Raw genomic sequence first — 19,988 nt, 5'->3', positions numbered from 1 at the left:
GCCTCAGCGAGGGTAAAAGCCGCCGCCGTCGCGCGCCTGGGCGAGCAGCAGCGGCGCGGGCGTCCAGTACTGCTCGCCTGCCAGGCTGGCGTAATGGCGGATGCGCTCGCAGAGGCGCGCCGCGCCGATCTGGTCCGCATGGAACATCGGGCCGCCGCGGAACCGCGGAAAGCCGTAGCCGTTGAGCCAGATGGTGTCGATGTCCTCCGGCCGGCTGGCGACGCCCTCCTCCAGGATCAGCGCCCCCTCGTTGATCATGGCGTAGAGGCAGCGCTCCAGGATCTCTCCGTCGGAAATCTCGCGCCGCCTGATGCCGCGCCGTTCCGCGTTGTGCACGATCAGTTCGGAAATGGCCGGGTCCACCGACCGTTTGCGCTGCGCATCATAGGTATAGAACCCTGCCCCGGTCTTCTGCCCCAGCCGTCCCGCCGCGACGATCTCGTCCAGGATGTTGCAGGCCACCTCGCGTGGGCTCAAACGGTCCAGCCGGCTTTGGCGGTTGCGCCAGGCCACGTCCAGGCCCGCCAGGTCGTTCAGCTGGAACTGTCCCATCGGAAAACCGAACTCGCACAGCACGCGGTCGACCTGCTCGGGCAACGCGCCTTCCTCCAGCATGAAGTAACACTCGCGGGTGCGTCGCGCCAGCATGCGGTTGCCGACGAAACCATCGGACACCCCCACCATCACCGCCACCTTACCCAGGCGCTTGCCCAAGGCCTGGATCGTGGCCAGCGCGCGCGGCGAACTACGCGCGCCGCGCACGTTTTCCAGCAGCTTCATGATGTGGGCAGGGCTGAAGAAATGCATGCCGACGACGTTCTCCGGGCGGCGCAGGTCCGCCGCCAACGCATCGATGTCCAGGAACGAGGTGTTGGTGGCGATCAGCGCATCCGGCCGCAGGTTCTCTTCGATGCTGGCCAGTACCTGCCGCTTGACGCCCATGTCCTCGAAGACGGCCTCCACCACGAGGTCGCAGTCGCACAGCGGCTCGTATTGCTGCGTCGGCGTCAGCGCGCCGTTCCGCGCACGCTGCGTGGCTTCGGTGATGCGGCCCTTCGCCACATCGTTGCTATAGGTCTTGCCTATGGTCTCGACGCTGGACGCCAGCACCTTTTCGTTCTGCTCGACCAGCACGACGGGGATGCCCGCATTCAGAAAGCACATGGCGATGCCCGTGCCCATGGTGCCGGCGCCGACCACGCCGGCCTTGCGCACCGGCGCCGCGTCCTCGGCGGGCAGGCCGGCGGGCTTGGTCGCGATGCGCTCGGCGAAGAACGCGTGGCGCAAGGCTTGCGCCTGCGGCGACGCCACCAGTTCCCGGAAGCGCTCGCGGCCATAGACCACGCTGTCCTCGAAACTCGAAGCGACGCTGCGCATGGCCACGTCGACGCAAGCCTGCGGCGCCAACTGGCCTCGATGGCTGACCTGGAACCTGGCGCGTGCGGCCTCGAACAACTGAGGTTCGCAGGCCGGAACCGGCAATTCCCGCGTGCGCCGCGCGCCCTGGCCCTCCGCCAGCAAGCGCTGGGCGTACGCAATGGCGGCGGCCCGGACATCCTCCTGTGCTAACGCGTCCGCCAAACCGGCTTCCAGCGCCTCGGCCGCGTCTATTGGTTTGCCGCCCGCAGCCATGTCCAGCGCCTTCTCGACGCCCGCCAGGCGCAGCAGCCGAGGAATACCGCCCGCCCCGGGGATGATACCCAGGGTGGACTCGGGCAGGCCCAGGCGGGCTCGCGCATCCACCACCCGGTAGTGGCAGCCCATGGCCAGTTCCAGCCCCCCGCCCAGCGCGGAACCGTGGATCGCCGCGACCACCGGCTTGGCGCTGGATTCGATGGCGTGTATCACCTGCGACAGGTGCGGGTCCAGCGGCGGCTTGCCGAACTCCTTGATATCGGCCCCGGCCACGAAGGTAGCGCCGGCGCAGGCAATGACGATGGCCCGGGTATCGTCATCGCCTGCCGCCTGCTCCATGGCCTGCAGCAGGCCGGCGCGCACCGCCTGGGACGTGGCATTGACCGGAGGGTTGTCGATGACGATGACGCGGATGTTTCCGCTAAGCGTGGAAATTACGGCTTGCATGGTTGTCCTGGAGTGATGGCGGCCTCGCCGCCGGTGTTCAGCGCGATGCCTGCAGCGGCACCTTGGCCGTCTTGATGACCTGAGCCCACTTGTCCTTTTCCTGGCTGATGTAACGCCCGAAGCCCTCGGGCGTATCGGTCTGCGGCTCCATACCCTGTTGCCGCAGCCATTGCGTGAAGTCGGGCTTGTCCACCATCTCGCGCAGCGCCGCGTTGAGTTGCGCGACGATCGGCTGCGGCGTGCCGGCGGGCGCGAGCAGCCCATACCAGCCTGCCGCCTGGAATCCCGGATAGCCGGATTCGGCCACGGTTGGCACCTCGGGCAGCGACTGGATGCGCTGCGCGGTTTCGACCGCGAGAGGCACCAATTGCCCCGACTGGATCAGCGGCACCAGCGTGATCGCGTTGTCGCTGACCGCGGAGATCAGGCCCGACTGCACGTCGACCAGCGCCGCCGAACTGCCCTTGTAAGGCACGTGCAGCATGTCCACGCCCGCAGTCGACTTGAGCAGTTCCATTGACAGATGCTGCGTCGATCCGGTGCCGGCCGACCCGAAGGTCAGCTTGCCAGGATCCTTCTTAGCCAGGGCCAGGAATTCACCCAGGGACTTCGGTCCGAGCTTGGGACTGACGGCAATGACCAGGGGCGAGACCGCCACGATGGTGATGGGCGCGAAGTCCTTGACCGGGTCATAGGGCAGTTGCTGGTACAGCGAAGGATTGATGGACATCGCGCCCGAGAAGGTCATGCCCAGGGTGTAGCCGTCCGCGGGCGCCTTGGCGATGGCGGACATGCCCACGATGGCGGCCGCGCCGGGCTTGTTCTCGATGACCACGGGCTGGCCGAATTTCTCCGTCAATCCACGGCCTATCATGCGCGCCAGCGTATCGGCGGCGCCGCCGGCCGCGGCCGGCACGATCATGCGGATAGGCTTGTCGGGATACGGCGCGGCCCAGGCGGCCGTCGCGGCCATGGCCGCGCAAGAGAGGGCAAGGCTCTGCAGGATGCGTTTCAAGATTGTCTCCTTATGCTTGTTATGTGTTGCGGCCGGGTTCAGCCGCGGCGGCGGGTGATGGTTCCCACCTGGACCTTCTTTCCGTCAGCCAGGGTGCAGGCGTAGGCCAGCTCCAGCCATCCGGGTTCGCTGCGGGTCACTTCGAATGCAACGTCCACGGCCTCCCCCGGCCGCGTGAACGCCACGAACTTCGCCTCGATCTCACTGCCGTCGAGCCACGTATCGCCAAGCAGATCGGCGGCCATGTCGAGAACTGGCGCCATCACCAGCGCCCCCTGCACGATGACTCCGCCGAAAACGCTGTTGCGCGCATATTCGGGATCGGTGTGCGTCCTGCCGGTGGTACCGTGCAGCGCGCCGAAGCGGTTGATGTCTTCCTGTTCCGCGCCGCGCGCAACGCTACGGAACTTGTCGCCTACCTTGAATTCCATGCCGGCCTCCTCAGTTGGGCCAAACCAGGCTGCGCTCCGCCACCAGAGCGACGCGCGCGTTTTCCAGCTTGCGGACGGTGATCTCCAGCACCACGAAACGCTTGTCGTTCTTCAGGTACTTGTCCTTCACCAGCACGCTGGCCTCCAGCTCCTCTCCTGGATACACGGGCGCCAGCAGACGGACTTTCTCGCGGGCGTGCAGCACGCCAGTCGGCCAGGCAAAGGCCGCGTGCTGCGGCTGAAAGCTGCCGACCAGCACCGGATGCACGCTGCGCACGGGCGCGCCGCCTTGCGCCAATACGGCGCGGCCGCTGCCGTCGAGGACCGGAGTGTGTTCGAAGGTGCCGATGAAAGCGTCGCTGTCTGCGGCGCCGATGCTGTAGCGGCTGGGAGGAAAGAGACGGCCTATTTCGAAGTCGTCGTAGAACAGCTCGTTGCTTGCCATGTCATCACCTGGGTTGAAGGGGATGCGGGCATCGTAAGCAGTTCTTCCCGTGTGCTGGGATAGTTAACCTATCTTCAAAAGATAGTTTTTGTGCACGCCTTGCGTACACGTGGAAAACATCGGCGCAGCCGCGCGCGCAAGGAACGGAAAATTCCGCTAGACCGGACGCGGCAGGCGGCGATAAAGCGTGCTGCGGTGTACGCCCAGCGCGCGCGCTGCGCGGCTGACATTGCCGCCGTGGGCGGCCAGGGCGTCGCGGATCGCGGCGTCCGTCATGGCTTGCAGATTGGTCGGGTCATCGCCGCCCGCAGCGGGCGGCGGTGGCGCCGCGCCACGGATATCGGCAGGCAGCATGTCGGCCTCGACGACACCGGCAGGTCCCGCCAGCACGTGCAGCGTGCGCAGCACGGCCACCAGTTGCCGGTAATTGCCGGGCCAGGCGTACGCAACCAGGGTTACTTCGATGTCGGGCGGCAGGACCGGCCCCGCGCCTTGCGCCGCCCACAGGCCGCGCAGCAGTTCCAGGCGGTCGGCGCGCGCGCGCAGCGGTTCCAGCGTGACGGTGTATTCGGCGATGCGGAAATACAGGTCCGGGCGCACCGGCGCATCGGGCCCTTCATGGGCCAGCGGCCGGTGCGTCGCGCATACCAGTGCAAAGTCCACGGCCACCGGCCTCGCCGCGCCCAACGGCGAGACTTCGCGCGTCTGCAGCACACGTAGCAGGCGCGATTGCAGCATCAGCGGCATGTCGCCGATCTCGTCCAGGAACAGCACGCCGCCGTGCGCCTGGCGCAGCAGCCCTTTGCTGCCCTGGCGCCGCGCGCCGGTGAAGGCGCCGTCTTCGTAGCCGAAAAGTTCGGATTCGATCAGGCTCTCAGGCAACGCTGCGCAGTTCACCGCCACGAACGGCCCGCAGGCGCGCTTGCTGCGCGCATGCAGCTGACGCGCGAACACTTCCTTGCCGACGCCGGTTTCGCCTTGCAGCAGAATCGACACACCCGCATCCGACAAGTGCACGGCGCGCGCCAGCGCGCCCAGGGTTGGGGCATCGAAACTCGGCGCAGCGGGGCGCGAGCCGGCCGCGGGCGGCAGTGACGGCAGTGACGGCGCTTGCGGGGCGCGCGAGCGCGGCCAGCGCAAGCGCGCGTGGTACACGACGCCCGAACGCGCCTGCACCCGGCCCGCCGCGTCGGGGCAGCGTTCCATGTCGCCGTCGAACACGTCGCCGTAGCGGTACACGCCCAGAGCCGTGGGCGCCAGGCCGAGCGCCTGCAAGGCGCGGCGGTTGGCGCCGATCAGCAGGTCGCCCTGGAAGGCCAGCAGGCCCTCGCCGGGCGCGCCCAGTCCGGAGCGATCCACATGCAGCCGCAGCACGGCGTGCTGCTCGTAGGCTTGTTCGAACAAGCGGTGCTCGATCAGGTCGACGGCGGCGCGCACCAGTTCCAGCACGTCGGGCCGCAGGTCGCGCGCCGGGCTGGACAGGTCCAGCACGCCCAGCGTGCGGCCCTCGCTGTCGGTAATGGGGACAGCAGCGCAGGTCAGGATGCGGTTGGGTTCGAAATAGTGTTCCGCCCCGTGCACGGCGATGGGCCGGCCTTCCACCAGGGCGGTGCCGATGGCATTGGTGCCTGCCGCCGCTTCGTCCCAAGGCGCGCCGGGCATCAATGCCACGCGCGAGGCGCGCTGGGCGAAACCGGTGTCGCCGTCGGAATCCAGCACCAGGCCCTGGGCATCGGACAGGATCACCAGGCCGCCGCTGCCGCCAGCCTGGCGGCGCAGCATGGACATGGCGGGTTCGGACAGCCGGCGCAGCGCCTCGTTGCGCTGCTGGGCCTCGCGCAGCTCGCCCTGGGTCATGAGTTCGGCGCGGCGCACGCCGCGCATGTCGAAGCCCAGGTCGGCGCAGCGCCGCCAAGACCGCAGGATGGGCTCGGCGACCACGCCGCCGGGCACCGCGCCTTGCTGGTTGAACAGCAGGCGCGCTTGCGTCAGCGCATGCTGACGGGATTGAGTGGCCATGCATGTCTCCTGGGACAGGCGTTCTGCGACACCTGTTCCGCGACGATGTCGCAAAAAGCGACAGGGAGCGAGCCCTCACGCCGCGCCCGCTACGCGGACTGCCTGCCCCCTGGGGAGCTGACCCGACTAGGGGCGGCCCGGCGGCGGGCCGGCCCTCTGGGGCATTGCTGCACGTCGCCCCGTTTTGGAAACCTACTTTCGCATGCAACCCGCAGGCTGTCCAGCGGGGAAGCACCGACTGGCACGCTCCTTGCTTGATACGGGACAGGCAGCCGACTGCCGCACCCCCACAATACCGGAGACAAGCATGGACATCGCGACCCGCATCACCCCCGACTCCTACGGCACCCGCCTGGACCTGAAAACCCAGTACGACAATTTCATCGACGGCAAATGGCAGAAGCCCGCCGACGGCGAATACTTCGACAACGTCACGCCGGTCACGGGCCAGGTGCTGACGCGCAATGCCCGCTCCAAGGAGCGCGACATTGAACTGGCGCTGGACGCCGCGCACCGCGCCGCGCCCAAATGGGGAGCGACCCCGGCCGCGCAGCGCGCCCGCATGCTGATGCAGATCGCCGATGTAATGGAGGCGAACCTGGAACGCCTGGCCACGGCCGAAACCTGGGACAACGGCAAGCCCATCCGCGAAGCGCGCGCCGCCGACATTCCGCTGGCAATCGACCACTTCCGCTATTTCGCTTCCTGCATCCGCAGCCAGGAAGGCTCGCTGTCCGAGATCGACCACGACACGGTCGCCTATCACTTCAACGAACCGCTGGGCGTGGTCGGCCAGATCATTCCTTGGAACTTCCCCATCCTGATGGCGGCATGGAAGCTGGCGCCGGCCCTGGCCGCAGGCAACTGCGTGGTGCTCAAGCCCGCCGAGCAGACGCCGCTGGGCATTCTGCTGCTGATGGAACTGATCGGCGACATCCTGCCGCCGGGCGTGGTGAACGTGGTCACGGGCTTCGGCCTGGAAGCCGGCAAGCCGCTGGCGTCCAACAAGCGCATCGCCAAGATCGCCTTCACCGGCGAGACCACCACCGGCCGGCTCATCATGCAGTACGCCTCGCAGAACATCATCCCGGTCACGCTGGAACTGGGCGGCAAGTCGCCCAACATCTTCTTTGCCGACGTGGCCGCGCAGGACGATGACTTCCTCGACAAGGCGGTCGAGGGCTTCGTCATGTTCGCGCTGAACCAGGGCGAGGTCTGCACCTGCCCCAGCCGCGCGCTGATCCAGGAATCCCTGTACGACAAGTTCATGGAACGTGCGCTCAAGCGCGTGGCCGAGATCAAGCAAGGCAATCCGCTGGACGCGGACACCATGCTGGGCGCGCAGGCATCCACCGAGCAGCTGGAGAAGATCCTGTCGTACCTGGACATCGGCAAGCAGGAAGGCGCCGACGTGCTGGCCGGCGGCTCGCGCGCGCAGATGCAGGGCGCGCTGGAAGGCGGCTATTACGTGCAGCCCACGGTGTTCAAGGGCCACAACAAGATGCGCGTGTTCCAGGAGGAAATCTTCGGGCCGGTGGTGGCCGTGACGACCTTCAAGGATGCCGACGATGCGCTGGCCCTGGCCAACGACACGCTCTACGGCCTGGGCGCGGGCGTGTGGTCGCGCGACGCCAACACCTGCTATCGCATGGGCCGCGCGATCAAGGCCGGCCGCGTGTGGACCAACTGCTATCACGCCTATCCGGCGCATGCGGCGTTTGGCGGCTACAAGCAATCGGGCATCGGACGCGAGAACCACAAGATGATGCTCAACCACTATCAGCAGACCAAGAACCTGCTGGTGAGCTACTCGCCGAAGAAGCTGGGTTTCTTCTGACCCCGCCATGGCCTGGCGCCGGGCCGCGAGGCCCGGCGCGCCTCAAAGGAGCCTGACATGGCAGAGCAAACGCCGCGCGTGGTCGCCACCGACGAGGCGCGCAGCCTGATCGAGACCCTGCGGGCCAAGCATGGCCCGCTGATGTTCCACCAGTCCGGCGGCTGCTGCGACGGCAGTTCGCCCATGTGCTACGCCCAGGGCGAATTCATGGTGGGCGGTTCGGACGTGCTGCTCGGCGAACTGGAAGGCTGCCCGTTCTACATGGGCGAGGACCAGTTCGCGTACTGGGAGCACACCCAGCTCATCATCGACGCCGTGCCCGGCCGGGGCGGCGCGTTTTCGCTGGACAGCGCGGAAGGCAAGCGCTTCCTGCTGCGTTCGCGGCTGTACTCGGACGAGGAGTGGGCGCGGGTGGCGCCCGTCAGCAAGGGCTGACTGGCCCCTGCCGGCGTATGGCGCGGGGCCCTAGCGGCCCCGCGAGCCGCCTTGCGGACTGCCCTTGTCCGGCATGCCGACTGCTGCGGCCTGTTTCCACTGGAACGACACGCGCCGGATGCGCGCGGCCCGGAATTGCGTGAACGAACGGCCGCCCGGCATGGGCGCGCCGCGATAGGCACTGCTGGCGTTTTTCATTGCTGAAGTTGGGTTGACGAAAAAACTTGTTTGGGCGGCGCTCAGGCGCGCGTGGCCGATGCATTCCAGGCGCTGGCGGGCGCCTCGCGGCGGGTCCATTCCAGCGCGTCTTCCAGGCGGTCGTTGCCCCAGAACATCTCTCCGTCCACAAAGAACGTGGGTGCGCCGAACAGGCCCAGGTTGCGGGCACGGTCGACCTGGCGGCGCAGCGCCTCCTTGGCCGCTTCGGACTTGCCGCGGGCGATCAGCGCCGCGGCGTCCAGCCCCAGGTCCGTCAGCAGCCCGTGCACCACGTCCTCGGACTGGATGTCCAGGTCGTGCTGGAAATTGGCGCGGAACACCGCCACGCAGAAATCGCGGCCCCAGGGCTCGTCCTGCCCCAGCAGCGCGATGCGGGCGGGCAGCACGCTCATGCGCGGAAACAGGCGGGGACGGTTGTAGACCAGGCCGTACTTTTCGGCCAGGCGGGCGATGTCGCGCATCATGTAGGCGCCCTTGCCCGGAAACAGCCGGAACGGCGTGTCGTTCCAGCCTTGGGCCTGGAAGATAGGACCCAGCAGGAAAGGGCGCAGATCGACCCGCACCCCGGCCTCTTGCGCCAGGGCGTCGATGCGTTCGATGGCCAGATAGCTGTACGGGCTGGCGAAATCGAACCACATCTCGATGCGGGGCGTGTCGGGCAGGGGCGCGGTCATGACTGGAGCTCCGGGGCAAGCTGCTACGAAATTAGCGCGACCTGCGCATCCGGCAGGCCGCTGAGAACGACATCGCGATCGCTGCCGACGGTGATGGAATCCCCGGCTTGAAGCACGCTGTCATCGAAGCGCCGGTACTCGGAAAGCCACAAGGTGCCGGCGTGACACACGATGCGGACGCCCGAGGCGTGCTTGAGCAGCATAGTCGAGCCGCCGGCCAAACGGAATGACATTCCCGCAGTGCAACATACCTGGATCATGGCGTACCCCTGGGCCGCGGCGGCGGCGATCGCGGCGGATTGCCGGGCTTTGCGCCCTTACACCCGTCGTCTGAGTCCTATTGAACGCCCTGGAGGTACTATTGCTCAAGCGACATTTCCGTCCGATACGCATGAGTTTTACGAATGCCATATCCGCTGGCCAAACTCCCGCCGCTTGATCTGGTCCGAGGCTTCGTGGCCGTGGGCCGCCGCATGAGCATCACGCTGGCCGCGCAGGATCTGCATGTGACCCAGTCGGCCGTGAGCCGCCAGATCCGGGCGCTGGAGGCCCACCTGGGCGTGGCCCTGCTGGTGCGCGGATTCCGCAGCGTGTCGTTCACCTCCGAGGGCGCGCAGCTGTTCCGAATGGCCGACGTGTGGCTGAGCCAGCTGGGCGACCTGACCGAGCAGCTGCGCGCACCCGAGCGCCGCACGCCCGTTACCGTCACCACGACCATCGGGGTGGCCTCGCTGTGGCTGTTGCCTCGTCTGGGGGACTTCCAGGCGGCGCATCCGCACATCGACGTGCGCGTGGCGGCCGACAACCGGCTGATCGACATCGACCGCGAAAGCGTGGACATCGCCATTCGCTACAGCCTGCGCGATGGCGTGCCAGACAGCGCGGCCTGGCTGTTCGGCGAGGCGGTGGTGCCGGTGGCCCACCCCTCGCTCAAGGCCCGCCTGCTGGATGCCGAGGAACTGCAACGCCATGTGCTGCTGGAATTCGACGACCCGACGCGCCCCTGGCTGCAATGGTCGGAATGGCTGAATGCGCGCGGCCTTTCCCGGGTGCCCGCCCGGGGCATGCTGCGCTTCAACCAGTATGACCAGATCGTGCACGCGGCGCTGGCGGGCCACGGCATCGCGCTGGGCCGGCTGGCGCTGATCGCGCCGATGCTGGCGGACAAACGGCTGGAGGCCGTCGGCGGCCAGGCCGCCAGCGCCACCGAGCACGCCTATTGGCTGGTGCGCAATACACGCCGCGCCACGCCGGACGCCGAGGTCGTCACGCGTTGGCTGATCGAACAGGCCGAAGCCACCGCGCGCGACCTGACCGTGTAGGCGCCGCGCCGCTACAAAATCCATACAGATCTTCATAACTTGGGATGGCTGCTCCGGTAGATTGCGGCGCTGGTCCGTAACCCTGCTCCCAAGATGTTGATTAGGCTTTTCCGTCCGGCGTTCGGGTGGCAAGACTGGTTCGTCAATTTTCAACGATCCTTTCTGGTCCTGCTGGCCCCCTGGCTGATCAGCGTCCTGGCGCAAAGCGCCGGGCGCGGCTACCTGCTGCTGCGCTATGCCGCGCCGGGGACCTATGACGCGTTGCCGCAGGACGTGCGGCGCACCCTGGCGACAGGGCTGCTGTTCGACATCAAGGTCGCCAGCATCGCCTGTTCGGCGCTGCTGCTGCTGTCCATGGCAGCGGCGGCCAGACCCGGCCTGCAACGGCGCTGGCAGCGCCATCTGCCGGGGCTGGGCGCAGCCATGGCGACGCTGTTCGCGGCCATCACGATCATCAGCGTCTTCTACTTCGCCACATTTTCCCGTTCGATCGACATCTTCGTGTTCGGGCTGGTGGACGACGACACCCAGGCCATCCTGATGACCCTGTGGCATGGCTACCCGCTGGCGCAGGCTGGCCTGCTGCTGGCGGCGGTGCTGGCGGGAACCTGGTGGCTCGGCCGCCGTTGGCGTGGCTGGGTGCAAGGCATGCTGTTCAAGCGCCGCGCGTTCATCCCCAGCCTGTTGCGGTTTGCGCTGATCATAGGCATTACCGTGCTGGCCTGCAGAGGATCGCTGGGCAAGTTTCCGCTCAACAAGGACGACACCAGCATCTCGTCGCTGCGCCTGCTCAACGACATCGCGCCCAATGGCGTCTCTGCCTTTTCCTGGGCCCTGTCCGACCGCGGCAACGACAAGCGCTTCGAACCCGTCACCTTGCGAGAGGGGCGCCAGCTCTATGAGCGCTTCCTGGGCTGGCCGGATGTTGGCCTGCGGCCCTTCATGGCCGCAACCGGGCCCAATCCGGCGGCTGCGGCGCGGCCTCCGCACGTGGTGCTGCAGGTCATGGAGAGCATGGGGGCACACCTGAACTCGTATGACCGTCCGGGGCGCGACGTGCTCGGCGCGCTGCGTCCGCACTGGAGCGAGGACTGGGTGTTCGAGCGCTTCGTGGCCGAAGGCAACGGCACCATCGAATCATTGAGCCTCCTGCTGGTGCGTAGCCCCATTGCAGCCGTCGGCCAATCGTCGGCGGTGGACACGCCATTCGCCAGCAATGCCTTCACGCCCTTTTTGCAGCGCGGCTACCGGGTCGTCTTCGTTACGTCCGGCGCCGCCACATGGCGCAACCTCGGCGTCTTCGCCACCAAGCTGGGCGCACATGAATTCGTGGACCAGCAGACCCTCAAGGTGCGCTATCCGCAAGCACGGGCCGGAACCTGGGGCGTACCGGACGAGTACATGTTCCGCTATATCGAAGAACGGCTGGCGCAAGGCAATCAGGACAGCCAGCCGCTCTTCATCGTCGCCTTGTCCACCACTCACCATCCGCCGTTCATCGTGCCCGAGGGCGGGCAGCGCGGCGGCCTGCCCCTGGACGATGTGGCCAGCCTGCCCTACTTCAAGACCTGGGATGCGCTGGCTGCCGCATTCGACACGCTGCGTTACGCCAACGATCAGCTGGGTCGCTTCCTGACGCGCCTGAAGGCATCGGACTATGCGTCCCGGACCATCGTCGCCGTGACCGGCGACCACAACATCCTGGGTATCGATTATCAGGACCCGAAGGACGCGGCGCTGGCGCGCGCGGTGCCGTTCTACCTGTACGTGCCGCCGGCCTACCGGGCGCAGGCGCGCTACGACCCGGCGCGCGTGGGCAGCCACAAGGACATTCTGCCCACGCTGTATCACCTGAGCCTGCCGCAAACAGCCTACTTCCGCAGTGGCTGCGACCTGCTGGCCGCCCAGCCCGATCCGGCCTGGTGCTTCGGCTTCAACAGCAAGCACGTGCTGCTGACCGATGAAGGCGTATTCCGGCCGGGCAAACCCGGCCGCATCCTGCCCTGGGCAGGTCCATCAGGGCTGGCGCTGGAGGAAGAGCAGGACGCGACGGCGGAACAATGGGCGGAGCAGGTTCGCCTGAACGCCTACACGGAGCTGCTGCACTGGCAGATCAACTACCAGGTGCAGGAATTGGGCCGCGCCGGCCAGGCGCGCTAGCGCCCAGGCCAGCCAGGGGCCTTCAGTCGACGCGCACTTCCGGCTCGCCCGCCCGCATGTCGCCGATGATGGCCGCCTGCTCGAAGCCGTGCTGGCGGAACAGGTCCAGCACGGCCTGCGCGGCGTCCGGCGAGCAGGCCACCAGCAGTCCGCCGGCGGTCTGCGGATCGGTCAACAAGGCCCGCTCCGTGTCGCTCACGCCCTCGCCCAGGCGCACGGACGCGCCATAGGAAGCCCAATTGCGGCCGGACGCGCCGGTGATGACGCCGTCCGCGGCAAAGGCCTGCACGCCGGGCAGCCAGGGCAGCGCATCGCGCCGCACATGCGCCGTCAGCTGCGCGCCGCGCGCCATTTCCAGCGTATGTCCCAACAGGCCGAAGCCCGTCACGTCAGTGATGGCGTGCACGCCTTCCATGGCGGCCAGCGCAGGCCCCGGCCGGTTCAGACGCGTGGTCTCGGTGATCATGGCGCGGTAGCCGGCGTCGTTCAGCCGGTTCTTTTTCAGCGCGGCCGACAGGATGCCCACGCCCAATGCCTTGCCCAGGATCAGCACGTCGCCAGCGCGCGCGTCGGCATTGCGCTTGATGCGGCCGGGATGCACCAGGCCCATCGCCGCCAGGCCGTAAATGGGTTCGACGGAGTCGATGCTGTGGCCGCCGGCCACCGGAATGCCGGCGTCCTTGCAGACCGATTCGCCGCCGCGCAGGATGTCGGCAATGACGCTATGCGGCAGCACGTTGATCGGCATGCCCACGATGGCCAGCGCCATGATGGGCGTGCCGCCCATCGCGTAGACGTCCGACAGCGCATTGGTCGCGGCGATGCGGCCGAAGTCGTAGGGGTCGTCGACGATGGGCATGAAGAAATCGGTGGTGGCGATGAGCGCCTGCTCGTCGTTCAGCCGATAGACCGCCGCGTCGTCGGCCGTCTCGGTGCCCACCAGCAGATCAGGGTAGCTGACCGCCGGGCCGAAGCGCTTGAGCAACTCGGACAGCACGCCGGGTGCGATCTTGCAGCCGCAGCCGCCGCCGTGCGAAAGCGAAGTCAATCGCGGCACCGCCGCGCTGGCAACATCCTGGGTGGTCATCTGAATCTCCATAGGTCAGTGGAAAAGGATAGCACCGCCCCCGGGATTGGCCCTATGATGATCCGGCAGCACGCAGCAACGGACGGCCGCCCGGCCCCGGGCGCACCGACAGCCAATCTTCACCGTGAGTGAGGGCTATATGGATCGCCGACATTTCCTCCGTTTCTCGGGCGCCCTGTGCGCCGCCAGCGCGGCCCTGCCCAGGGCGGCGCACGCGGGACTCGCCCCTGTCAGCGCCGGATGGCGCGCCTTCGAACTGACCACCGACATCACCGTGCAGGATCCGGGCGCGCACGCGCGCATCTGGATCCCGGTACCCTACTCCACTGACACCACCTACCAGCGCGGCGCGCAGAGCGCCTGGCAGGTCAGCGGCGGCGGCGTGGCCCAACTGACCCAGGCGCCCGGCTACGGCGTGCAGATGCTTGCCGTGCAATGGCCGGACGCGCAGGCGCCGCGCCAGGTCACGGTCACCAGCCGCTTCCAGACCCGCAACCGGCGCGTGGACCTGAGCCAGCCGCCCGCGGCCGACGTTCCCCGTGAAAGCGCGGCCGCGCTACGCGAATTCCTCCAGCCTACCGCGCTGCTGCCTACCGACGGCATCGTCAAGAGCACCGCCGACCGCATCACCCGCGGCCACCGCGGCGATCTGGCGCAGGCCCGCGCCATCTACGAATGGGTGGTCGAGAACACCTGCAGAACCGCGTCCACCCGCGGCTGCGGCGTGGGCGACGTGCGCTACATGCTCACGGCCAATGATCTGAACGGCAAGTGCGCCGACATCAACTCCCTGTTTGTCGCACTGGCCCGCGCCGCCGGCATACCGGCCCGCGATGCCTATGGCCTGCGGGTGGCGGACTCCGAGTTCGGCTACAAAAGCCTGGGCAAGGCGGGCGACGTCACCAAGGCGCAGCATTGCCGCGCCGAGTTCTATGCCGCGGGCTACGGCTGGGTGCCGGTGGACCCTGCCGATGTGCGCAAGGTCATGCTGGAAGAGCCGCCCGGCGAACTGCCGCTGACCGATGCCAAGGTTCGCGCCGCGCGCGTCATGCTGTTCGGCGCCTGGGAGATGAACTGGGTGGCATACAACCACGGCCACGACGTGGTCCTGCCGGGCGCTGCCCACGGTCCCGTGCCTTTCCTGATGTATCCCAACGGCGAAACCTCGGACGGCCGGCTGGACAGCCTGGATCCCGCCAGCTTCAGCTACAAGCTCAACGCCAGGCCGCTTTCCCTCTGAGTCCACCCGCTGCCCACCCACGGGGACCGCCATGATCAGCCGCCGTCTACTCCTGCAGTCCGGCCTGTCGCTGGCGGCCCTGCCCTGGTATGCCCGGGCCGCCAGCGACGATGCGCTCAAGAAGGCCACCGGCCCGGACTGGGCGCCCTGGACCGCATCCACGCCGCCGCTGGCCCTGCCCGATCTGGCCGGCCGCGAAAAGAAGCTCGCCGCCTGGCGCGGCAACGTGATCATCGTCAGCTTCTGGGCCACCTCGTGCGACCCTTGCCGCGATGAAATCCCCATCATGTCCGCCATGGCCAAACGTCACCGCGAAGAAGGCCTGCGCCTGGTGGCCGTGAACGTCGGCGATTCGGCGGCCAGGATCAACGCCTTTCTGGCGAAATGGCCGGTCGCGGGTACCGTGCTGCACGACAGGAACAGCACGGCGTCAAAGCAATGGGATGCAGTCGGCCTGCCCGCAAACTATCTGGTGGACCGCGGCGGATCCGTCCGATATTGGCATCTGGAACAACTGGACTGGAAATCGGACCGGGTTGGCGGCGTGGTGACAGGGATGCTGCGGGCTTAGCGCGCCGCGCAAGGGATGGCGGAAGGCAGCAGGAGTCGAACCTACCTGGGAACGTCTGACGCCCCCAACTGGGTTTGAAGCCCAGCCGTGCCACCGGGCACGAATGCCTTCCACGGTGGCCGCCCATGATACCGGGTTACTGCGCCTGCCGCGGGCTTCCGTAGGCGCTTTCCTGGCGCAACACGTGCGTGTCGCGCAAACGCCGCGTGTACCCCACGCGGTCGAAGAACTCCAGGATCTGGATCGCGCGCTTTCTGCCCAGGCCCGTAGCGTCGCGGAACGACGCGGCGTTCAAGCCCGCGGGCTGCGCCGCCAGGCCTTGCGCCAGCGCTGCCAACGCCGCCACCTGGTCGCGGTGATAGAACAGGTCCTTCACCACCTGGGCCACGTCGCCGCGCCGCAGCAGCTTGCGCAGCAGCTGCCGCATGCGGTCCTCGGGCTCGCCCAGCGTGCGGGCGAGATCCCGCACCCAGGGCGGGTCGAAGGCGCCGGCCGCCAGCAGAGGCAGCACGCGCCCGGCCAGCGCCGACTCCTCGGGCGCCAAGGTTGCGCTATGACCCGGCAGGTGCAGCCAGGGGCCATTGCGCACGATGCGGCCATCGCGCTGCAGATCGTCCAGCGCCGCCTGCCACAGCGCATCCGGGCCGACGGGCATGGCCATGCGGCGCAAGCGCGGGCCGTCAGGGCCTGGCTCGTCGGGCGCGCCTTGATGGAAGGCCGCCAGCGCCTGTTCCACGCGCGCGCGCAGCGCATCCCAATGGGCAGTCAGGATCAGGGTGCGCGGCGCCTGCGGCGTGCGCGCCTCCAGCCATACCGCAACGGGCGGCGCAGCGATCTCATTTACCGGTTTGCCCGTCAGACGCTGCAAGGCGTCTTCGTCCAGCCCCAGCGCAGCGTGCTCCAGCACGGGATGCAGGCCGGCGCCGTCCAGCATGGCCGCCAGCGCCTGCAGCCACTGCATGCGCGCGGCGGACCGGCGCTTGCGGTCAGGAGCGTTCGGGTCCAGCACCCGGCCACCGCCGACCGTGCGCGTGGCCTGCGCGTTGCGCACAATGTAGCGGTCGCCCGGCATGACGCAGACGGGTTCGTCGAACACCAGCTGCACCCAGCCGGACTGTCCCGGGGCAAGCGATTCCGCGCTCAGCGGCACCACGTGCGCCACGTGGCGCGCGGCGCCGATGTGCACATGCAGCGGCGCCCATGCGCGCACCGGCGCGTCGGCGGTTGCCAGCAGCGTCAGCGCCACGTCGACATGGCGCGACGGCAAAAAGCAGCGCGCATCCGCGATCCAGTCGCCGCGCGCGATGGCGTTCTTGTCCATACCGGCGAGATTCAAGGCGCAACGTTGGCCGGCCGCGCCGGTTTCGCTGCGCTGGTTCTGGGCATGGATGCTGCGCACGCGTACGCGTGTGCCGGCAGGCATCAGCCGCAGGTCGGCAGCGTCGTCGTCCGCACGCGCCAGTCCGGCATGGGCCGTGCCTGTCACCACCGTGCCGTGGCCGGCCAGGGTGAACACGCGATCGACGGCCAGCCGGAACAGGCCCGCGCTGTCGCGCTGGCGCAGGGCTTGAGCCTCGCCGTGCAGATAGTCTTTCAGTTCCGCCACGCCCGGGTCGCCGGCCTGCGACGCGCATACGGCGTATAGCGGCGCATCCTGCAGGAAGGTACCCGCGGACAGTTCGGCGATTTCCGCGCGCACTGCCTGCAGCCGCCCGGCATCGGCGCGGTCGGTCTTGGTCAGCGCCACCGCGCCGCGTTCCACGCCCAGCAGGGTCAGGATCGCCAGGTGTTCGCGCGTCTGCGGCATGACGCCGTCGTCCGCCGCCACCACCAGCAGGCCGAAATCAATGCCGCTGGCGCCGGCCGCCATGGTGTGCACAAGCTTCTCGTGCCCGGGCACGTCGATGAAGCCCAGCACGTCGCCGTTGGGCAACGGGGTGTAGGCATAGCCCAGCTCGATGGAAATCCCGCGCGCCTTCTCTTCCTTGAGCCTGTCGGTATCGATGCCGGTCAGCGCCCGCACCAGCGTGGTCTTGCCGTGATCGATATGGCCTGCGGTGCCGATGATCACGCCAGGCGCTCCGCGAGTTGCGCGGCGAAGGCCGGTTCGTCGCGCGCTTCCAGGCAACGCAGATCCAGCCATAGGGCGTCGTCCGCAATGCGGCCGATCACGGGCACGGGCAGGCGGCGCAATTGCGTCTCCAGTTTGTCCAGGTGCCGGCCGGCGCGGCCGCTGCCGGTGTAGCGCGCGGCCAGGCCGTAGCTGGGCAGCTGGTCCACGGGCAAGGCGCCGCTGCCGATCTGGCTGAACATGGGCACGGCCTCTACCGCGTAGTGCTCGCCCGCCGCATGCGCCAGGACGCCGCGCAGGCGCTCGGCCTGCGGCTGGATGTCGCGTTGCGGGCGGGTCAACAAGCGCAGCGTGGTCAAGCGATCGGCCAGGAATTCGGGCGCGCGGTACAGGCCCAACACCGGCTCCAAGGCCGCCAGCGTCAGCTTGCTGACGCGCAGCGCGCGCTTGAGCGGATTCTTCTTGATCTTGCGGATCAGGTCCTTGCGGCCCACCAGCAGGCCGGCCTGCGGGCCGCCCAGCAGTTTGTCGCCGCTGAAGGTGACCAGGTCCGCGCCGGCCGCGATGGTTTCGCGCACGGTGTCTTCCTTGGGCAGGCCGAACTGGGTCAGGTCGACCAGCGTGCCGCTGCCCAGGTCCACGGTAGCGGGCAGGCCGCGCGCGTGCGCCAGCGCCGCCACCTCGGCCACGCTCACGCTCTTGGTGAAACCGGTGACCGCGTAGTTGCTGCAATGCACCTTCATCAGCATGGCGGTACGCGGGCCGATGGCGTTTTCGTAATCGGCGGCATGGGTGCGGTTGGTGGTGCCGACTTCGACCAGCTTGGCCCCGGCGCGCTTCATGATGTCCGGGATGCGGAACGCGCCGCCGATCTCGACCAGTTCGCCCCGGGACACCACGACTTCGCGCCGGTCTGCCAGGGCATTGAGCATCAGCAATACGGCGGCCGCATTGTTGTTGACGACGGTAGCGGCCTCGGCCCCCGTCAGTTCGCACAACAGTTCGTCGATCAGGTCGTCGCGGTCGCCGCGCCCGCCGGTGTCCAGGTCGAACTCCAGGTTGGCGGGGGTGGTGAGGGCGCGCAGCACCGACGCCACCGCCTCGTCGGGCAGCAGCGCCCGGCCCAGATTGGTGTGCAACACCGTACCGGTCAGGTTGTACACGGCCCGCAGCCTGGGCTCGGCGGCGCGGGCCAGGGCCGCGGCCACGCGCGCCGCCACGGCGTCGGCTTCCAATTCCTGGCGCGGCAACCCGCCGGCCAGCGCGCGTTCGCGCATCGCGTCCAGGTCGCGGCGCAGGGCCGCCACCACCTGCGTGCGGCCGTGCCCGTCCAGCGCGGCGCGCATGGCCGGCGCATTCAGCAACCGGTCCAGCGACGGGATCTCCGAGACCGCGGCCACGCCGCCTGCGGGCGCTGGCGCGGCCATCACTGCTCTACTCCCGGCTCCGATCCGTGCCACAGCAACGGATTGCCGCTGGCCCGCGAATAGCCGGCCTCGCCGACCAGCACGTCCAGCATCAGGCTGGCCAGGTCGTCGGCCACGGGCTCCACCTGCAGGTCCTTGTCCTGGTAGAAGATCTTGCGATAGGTGTGGCAGTGGTCGCAGGTTTCGGCCTTGATGGCGGGCGTGCGGCCCTCGATGGCCTGGTAGGCCACCGATTCCACGTCTTCGCAGTGCGAGCATTTCACCCGCACCATGTGCCACTGGGTCGCGCACAGGCTGCAGCACAGGTAGCGGTAGCCTTCGAACTGCCCGCCCACGCGGACCACGCTGGCCACCGGCAGGCTGGCGCAAACGGGACAGACGCCGAAGGGACTGGCCACTGGCAACTGCTTTTCGTCGAAACGGCTGGCCAGATCGGTCCAATAGACTTGCAGGGCCGCCATCACGAAGGGAGCGGCGGCGCCGTCCACGCCCTGGTCCTGCTCGGACAGCACGGCCTCGGCCAGATCCTCCAGCGACTCCGGGGACTCGGTCAGCGCGCGGCGCAGGCCGGCGCAGACTTCGATGGCCTCGGCCGGCACGTCCTTGGCGCTGGCGACGTGGTCCAGCAGCTGGCCCAGGATGTTGCGCCACAAGGGGTCGCGCGGCCAGCCCACGGCCTGCAGGGGCGGCATGCCATGCGCCTGCGCCAGCGAAATGCGCTCCTCGGAGGCCGCGGGCGCGGCGCAATCCTGCAAGGCGCGGTGCTGGGCGTCGACCAGATGCGCCATCAGCAGCAGGTAGTCGGCCACCGGGCTATCCGCCGCCAGCTGCCGCAAGCGGGCTGCGCGCGTGGCAAAAACCGACGCGCGGTCCGGCAGGCTGACTTGGGGAATGCGGTTATGGTCTAGCGCTTCGATCTCGCCGCGCGGAAGAATTCGCTGCACTTGCGTCTC

The 19,988-nt window shown here is 68.3% G+C and carries 18 protein-coding genes and 1 tRNA gene; 6 read left to right on the top strand and 13 right to left on the bottom strand.

Annotation, left to right across the window (positions count from 1 at the left end; genetic code table 11):
- Positions 1–3: 3 nt before the first annotated feature.
- The 5 genes from IB257_RS09235 to IB257_RS09215 all read right to left on the bottom strand — a co-directional run bounded on the left by IB257_RS09235 (position 4) and on the right by IB257_RS09215 (position 5,992).
- A complete protein-coding gene (locus IB257_RS09235; RefSeq protein ID WP_192492210.1) occupies positions 4–2,082 on the bottom strand; it encodes a 3-hydroxyacyl-CoA dehydrogenase NAD-binding domain-containing protein in 2,079 nt (692 codons plus the stop codon).
- A gap of 37 nt (positions 2,083–2,119) precedes the next feature.
- Positions 2,120–3,097 (bottom strand): tripartite tricarboxylate transporter substrate binding protein, encoded by a 978-nt coding sequence (locus IB257_RS09230; protein WP_054455259.1) that lies wholly within the window; start codon positions 3,095–3,097, stop codon positions 2,120–2,122.
- Positions 3,098–3,135: 38 nt separating this feature from the next.
- The gene (locus IB257_RS09225) at positions 3,136–3,528 is read right to left on the bottom strand and encodes a MaoC family dehydratase (RefSeq protein WP_119451209.1); all 393 of its coding nucleotides are present in this window, start codon (positions 3,526–3,528) and stop codon (positions 3,136–3,138) included.
- Between the two features lie 10 nt (positions 3,529–3,538).
- Positions 3,539–3,973, bottom strand: coding sequence for a MaoC family dehydratase (locus IB257_RS09220; protein ID WP_054455264.1), 435 nt, complete (start codon positions 3,971–3,973; stop codon positions 3,539–3,541).
- A gap of 156 nt (positions 3,974–4,129) precedes the next feature.
- On the bottom strand, positions 4,130–5,992 hold the full coding sequence (locus IB257_RS09215) for a sigma-54-dependent Fis family transcriptional regulator (RefSeq protein ID WP_192492209.1): 1,863 nt from the start codon (positions 5,990–5,992) through the stop codon (positions 4,130–4,132).
- 307 nt (positions 5,993–6,299) lie between these two features.
- Here IB257_RS09215 and adh point away from each other — a divergent pair, with 307 nt between their 5' ends.
- Entirely contained in the window at positions 6,300–7,829 is a 1,530-nt protein-coding gene (gene adh / locus IB257_RS09210; RefSeq protein WP_054455268.1) for an aldehyde dehydrogenase, read from the top strand.
- 57 nt (positions 7,830–7,886) lie between these two features.
- A complete protein-coding gene (locus IB257_RS09205) occupies positions 7,887–8,264 on the top strand; it encodes a DUF779 domain-containing protein (RefSeq protein WP_054455269.1) in 378 nt (125 codons plus the stop codon).
- A gap of 30 nt (positions 8,265–8,294) precedes the next feature.
- Here IB257_RS09205 and IB257_RS09200 read toward each other — a convergent pair whose 3' ends face one another.
- From IB257_RS09200 to IB257_RS09190, 3 genes are read right to left on the bottom strand one after another with little or no spacing between them, the layout of a single operon-like run.
- On the bottom strand, positions 8,295–8,462 hold the full coding sequence (locus IB257_RS09200) for a hypothetical protein (protein ID WP_166738452.1): 168 nt from the start codon (positions 8,460–8,462) through the stop codon (positions 8,295–8,297).
- A gap of 41 nt (positions 8,463–8,503) precedes the next feature.
- Positions 8,504–9,157, bottom strand: coding sequence for a 2-hydroxychromene-2-carboxylate isomerase (locus tag IB257_RS09195; protein ID WP_192492208.1), 654 nt, complete (start codon positions 9,155–9,157; stop codon positions 8,504–8,506).
- A 23-nt stretch (positions 9,158–9,180) separates the two neighbouring features.
- Positions 9,181–9,390: a DUF2917 domain-containing protein gene (locus IB257_RS09190; RefSeq protein ID WP_082401069.1), complete on the bottom strand. Its 210-nt coding sequence runs from the start codon at positions 9,388–9,390 to the stop codon at positions 9,181–9,183.
- Between the two features lie 171 nt (positions 9,391–9,561).
- Here IB257_RS09190 and IB257_RS09185 point away from each other — a divergent pair, with 171 nt between their 5' ends.
- Both IB257_RS09185 and IB257_RS09180 read left to right on the top strand, forming a co-directional pair.
- Positions 9,562–10,479, top strand: a complete 918-nt coding sequence (locus IB257_RS09185; protein ID WP_175164092.1) for a LysR substrate-binding domain-containing protein — start codon at positions 9,562–9,564, stop codon at positions 10,477–10,479.
- A 93-nt stretch (positions 10,480–10,572) separates the two neighbouring features.
- Positions 10,573–12,639, top strand: coding sequence for an LTA synthase family protein (locus tag IB257_RS09180; protein WP_192492207.1), 2,067 nt, complete (start codon positions 10,573–10,575; stop codon positions 12,637–12,639).
- Between the two features lie 22 nt (positions 12,640–12,661).
- On the opposite strand, the gene selD is transcribed toward IB257_RS09180, so the two are convergent.
- On the bottom strand, positions 12,662–13,726 hold the full coding sequence (selD, locus tag IB257_RS09175) for a selenide, water dikinase SelD (protein WP_054455282.1): 1,065 nt from the start codon (positions 13,724–13,726) through the stop codon (positions 12,662–12,664).
- A 139-nt stretch (positions 13,727–13,865) separates the two neighbouring features.
- On the opposite strand from selD, the gene IB257_RS09170 reads away from it, so the two are divergent.
- The gene (locus IB257_RS09170; RefSeq protein WP_192492206.1) at positions 13,866–14,966 is read left to right on the top strand and encodes a transglutaminase-like domain-containing protein; all 1,101 of its coding nucleotides are present in this window, start codon (positions 13,866–13,868) and stop codon (positions 14,964–14,966) included.
- 31 nt (positions 14,967–14,997) lie between these two features.
- Positions 14,998–15,537, top strand: coding sequence for a TlpA disulfide reductase family protein (locus IB257_RS09165; RefSeq protein ID WP_192492205.1), 540 nt, complete (start codon positions 14,998–15,000; stop codon positions 15,535–15,537).
- Between the two features lie 16 nt (positions 15,538–15,553).
- Here the strand turns inward: IB257_RS09165 and IB257_RS09160 are convergent.
- The 4 genes from IB257_RS09160 to fdhE form a co-directional block, all read right to left on the bottom strand.
- Positions 15,554–15,649 (bottom strand) — tRNA-Sec (locus tag IB257_RS09160).
- A gap of 24 nt (positions 15,650–15,673) precedes the next feature.
- Positions 15,674–17,608, bottom strand: coding sequence for a selenocysteine-specific translation elongation factor (selB, locus tag IB257_RS09155; protein ID WP_054455287.1), 1,935 nt, complete (start codon positions 17,606–17,608; stop codon positions 15,674–15,676).
- Positions 17,605–19,035 carry an L-seryl-tRNA(Sec) selenium transferase gene (gene selA / locus IB257_RS09150; protein ID WP_192492204.1) on the bottom strand — a complete coding sequence of 477 codons (1,431 nt, stop codon included), beginning with the start codon at positions 19,033–19,035 and terminating at the stop codon, positions 17,605–17,607. The genes selB and selA overlap by 4 nt, the downstream gene beginning before the upstream one ends.
- Positions 19,035–19,979: a formate dehydrogenase accessory protein FdhE gene (gene fdhE, locus IB257_RS09145; RefSeq protein ID WP_192492203.1), complete on the bottom strand. Its 945-nt coding sequence runs from the start codon at positions 19,977–19,979 to the stop codon at positions 19,035–19,037. The genes selA and fdhE overlap by 1 nt, the downstream gene beginning before the upstream one ends.
- Positions 19,980–19,988: the final 9 nt, after the last annotated feature.

Source organism: Achromobacter sp. ACM03 (assembly GCF_014851665.1).
Classification (GTDB): Bacteria; Pseudomonadota; Gammaproteobacteria; order Burkholderiales; family Burkholderiaceae_B; genus Achromobacter; species Achromobacter aegrifaciens.
The sequence above is the reverse complement of the archived record's forward strand: the minus strand, read 5'-3'. Positions and strand labels throughout refer to the sequence as shown.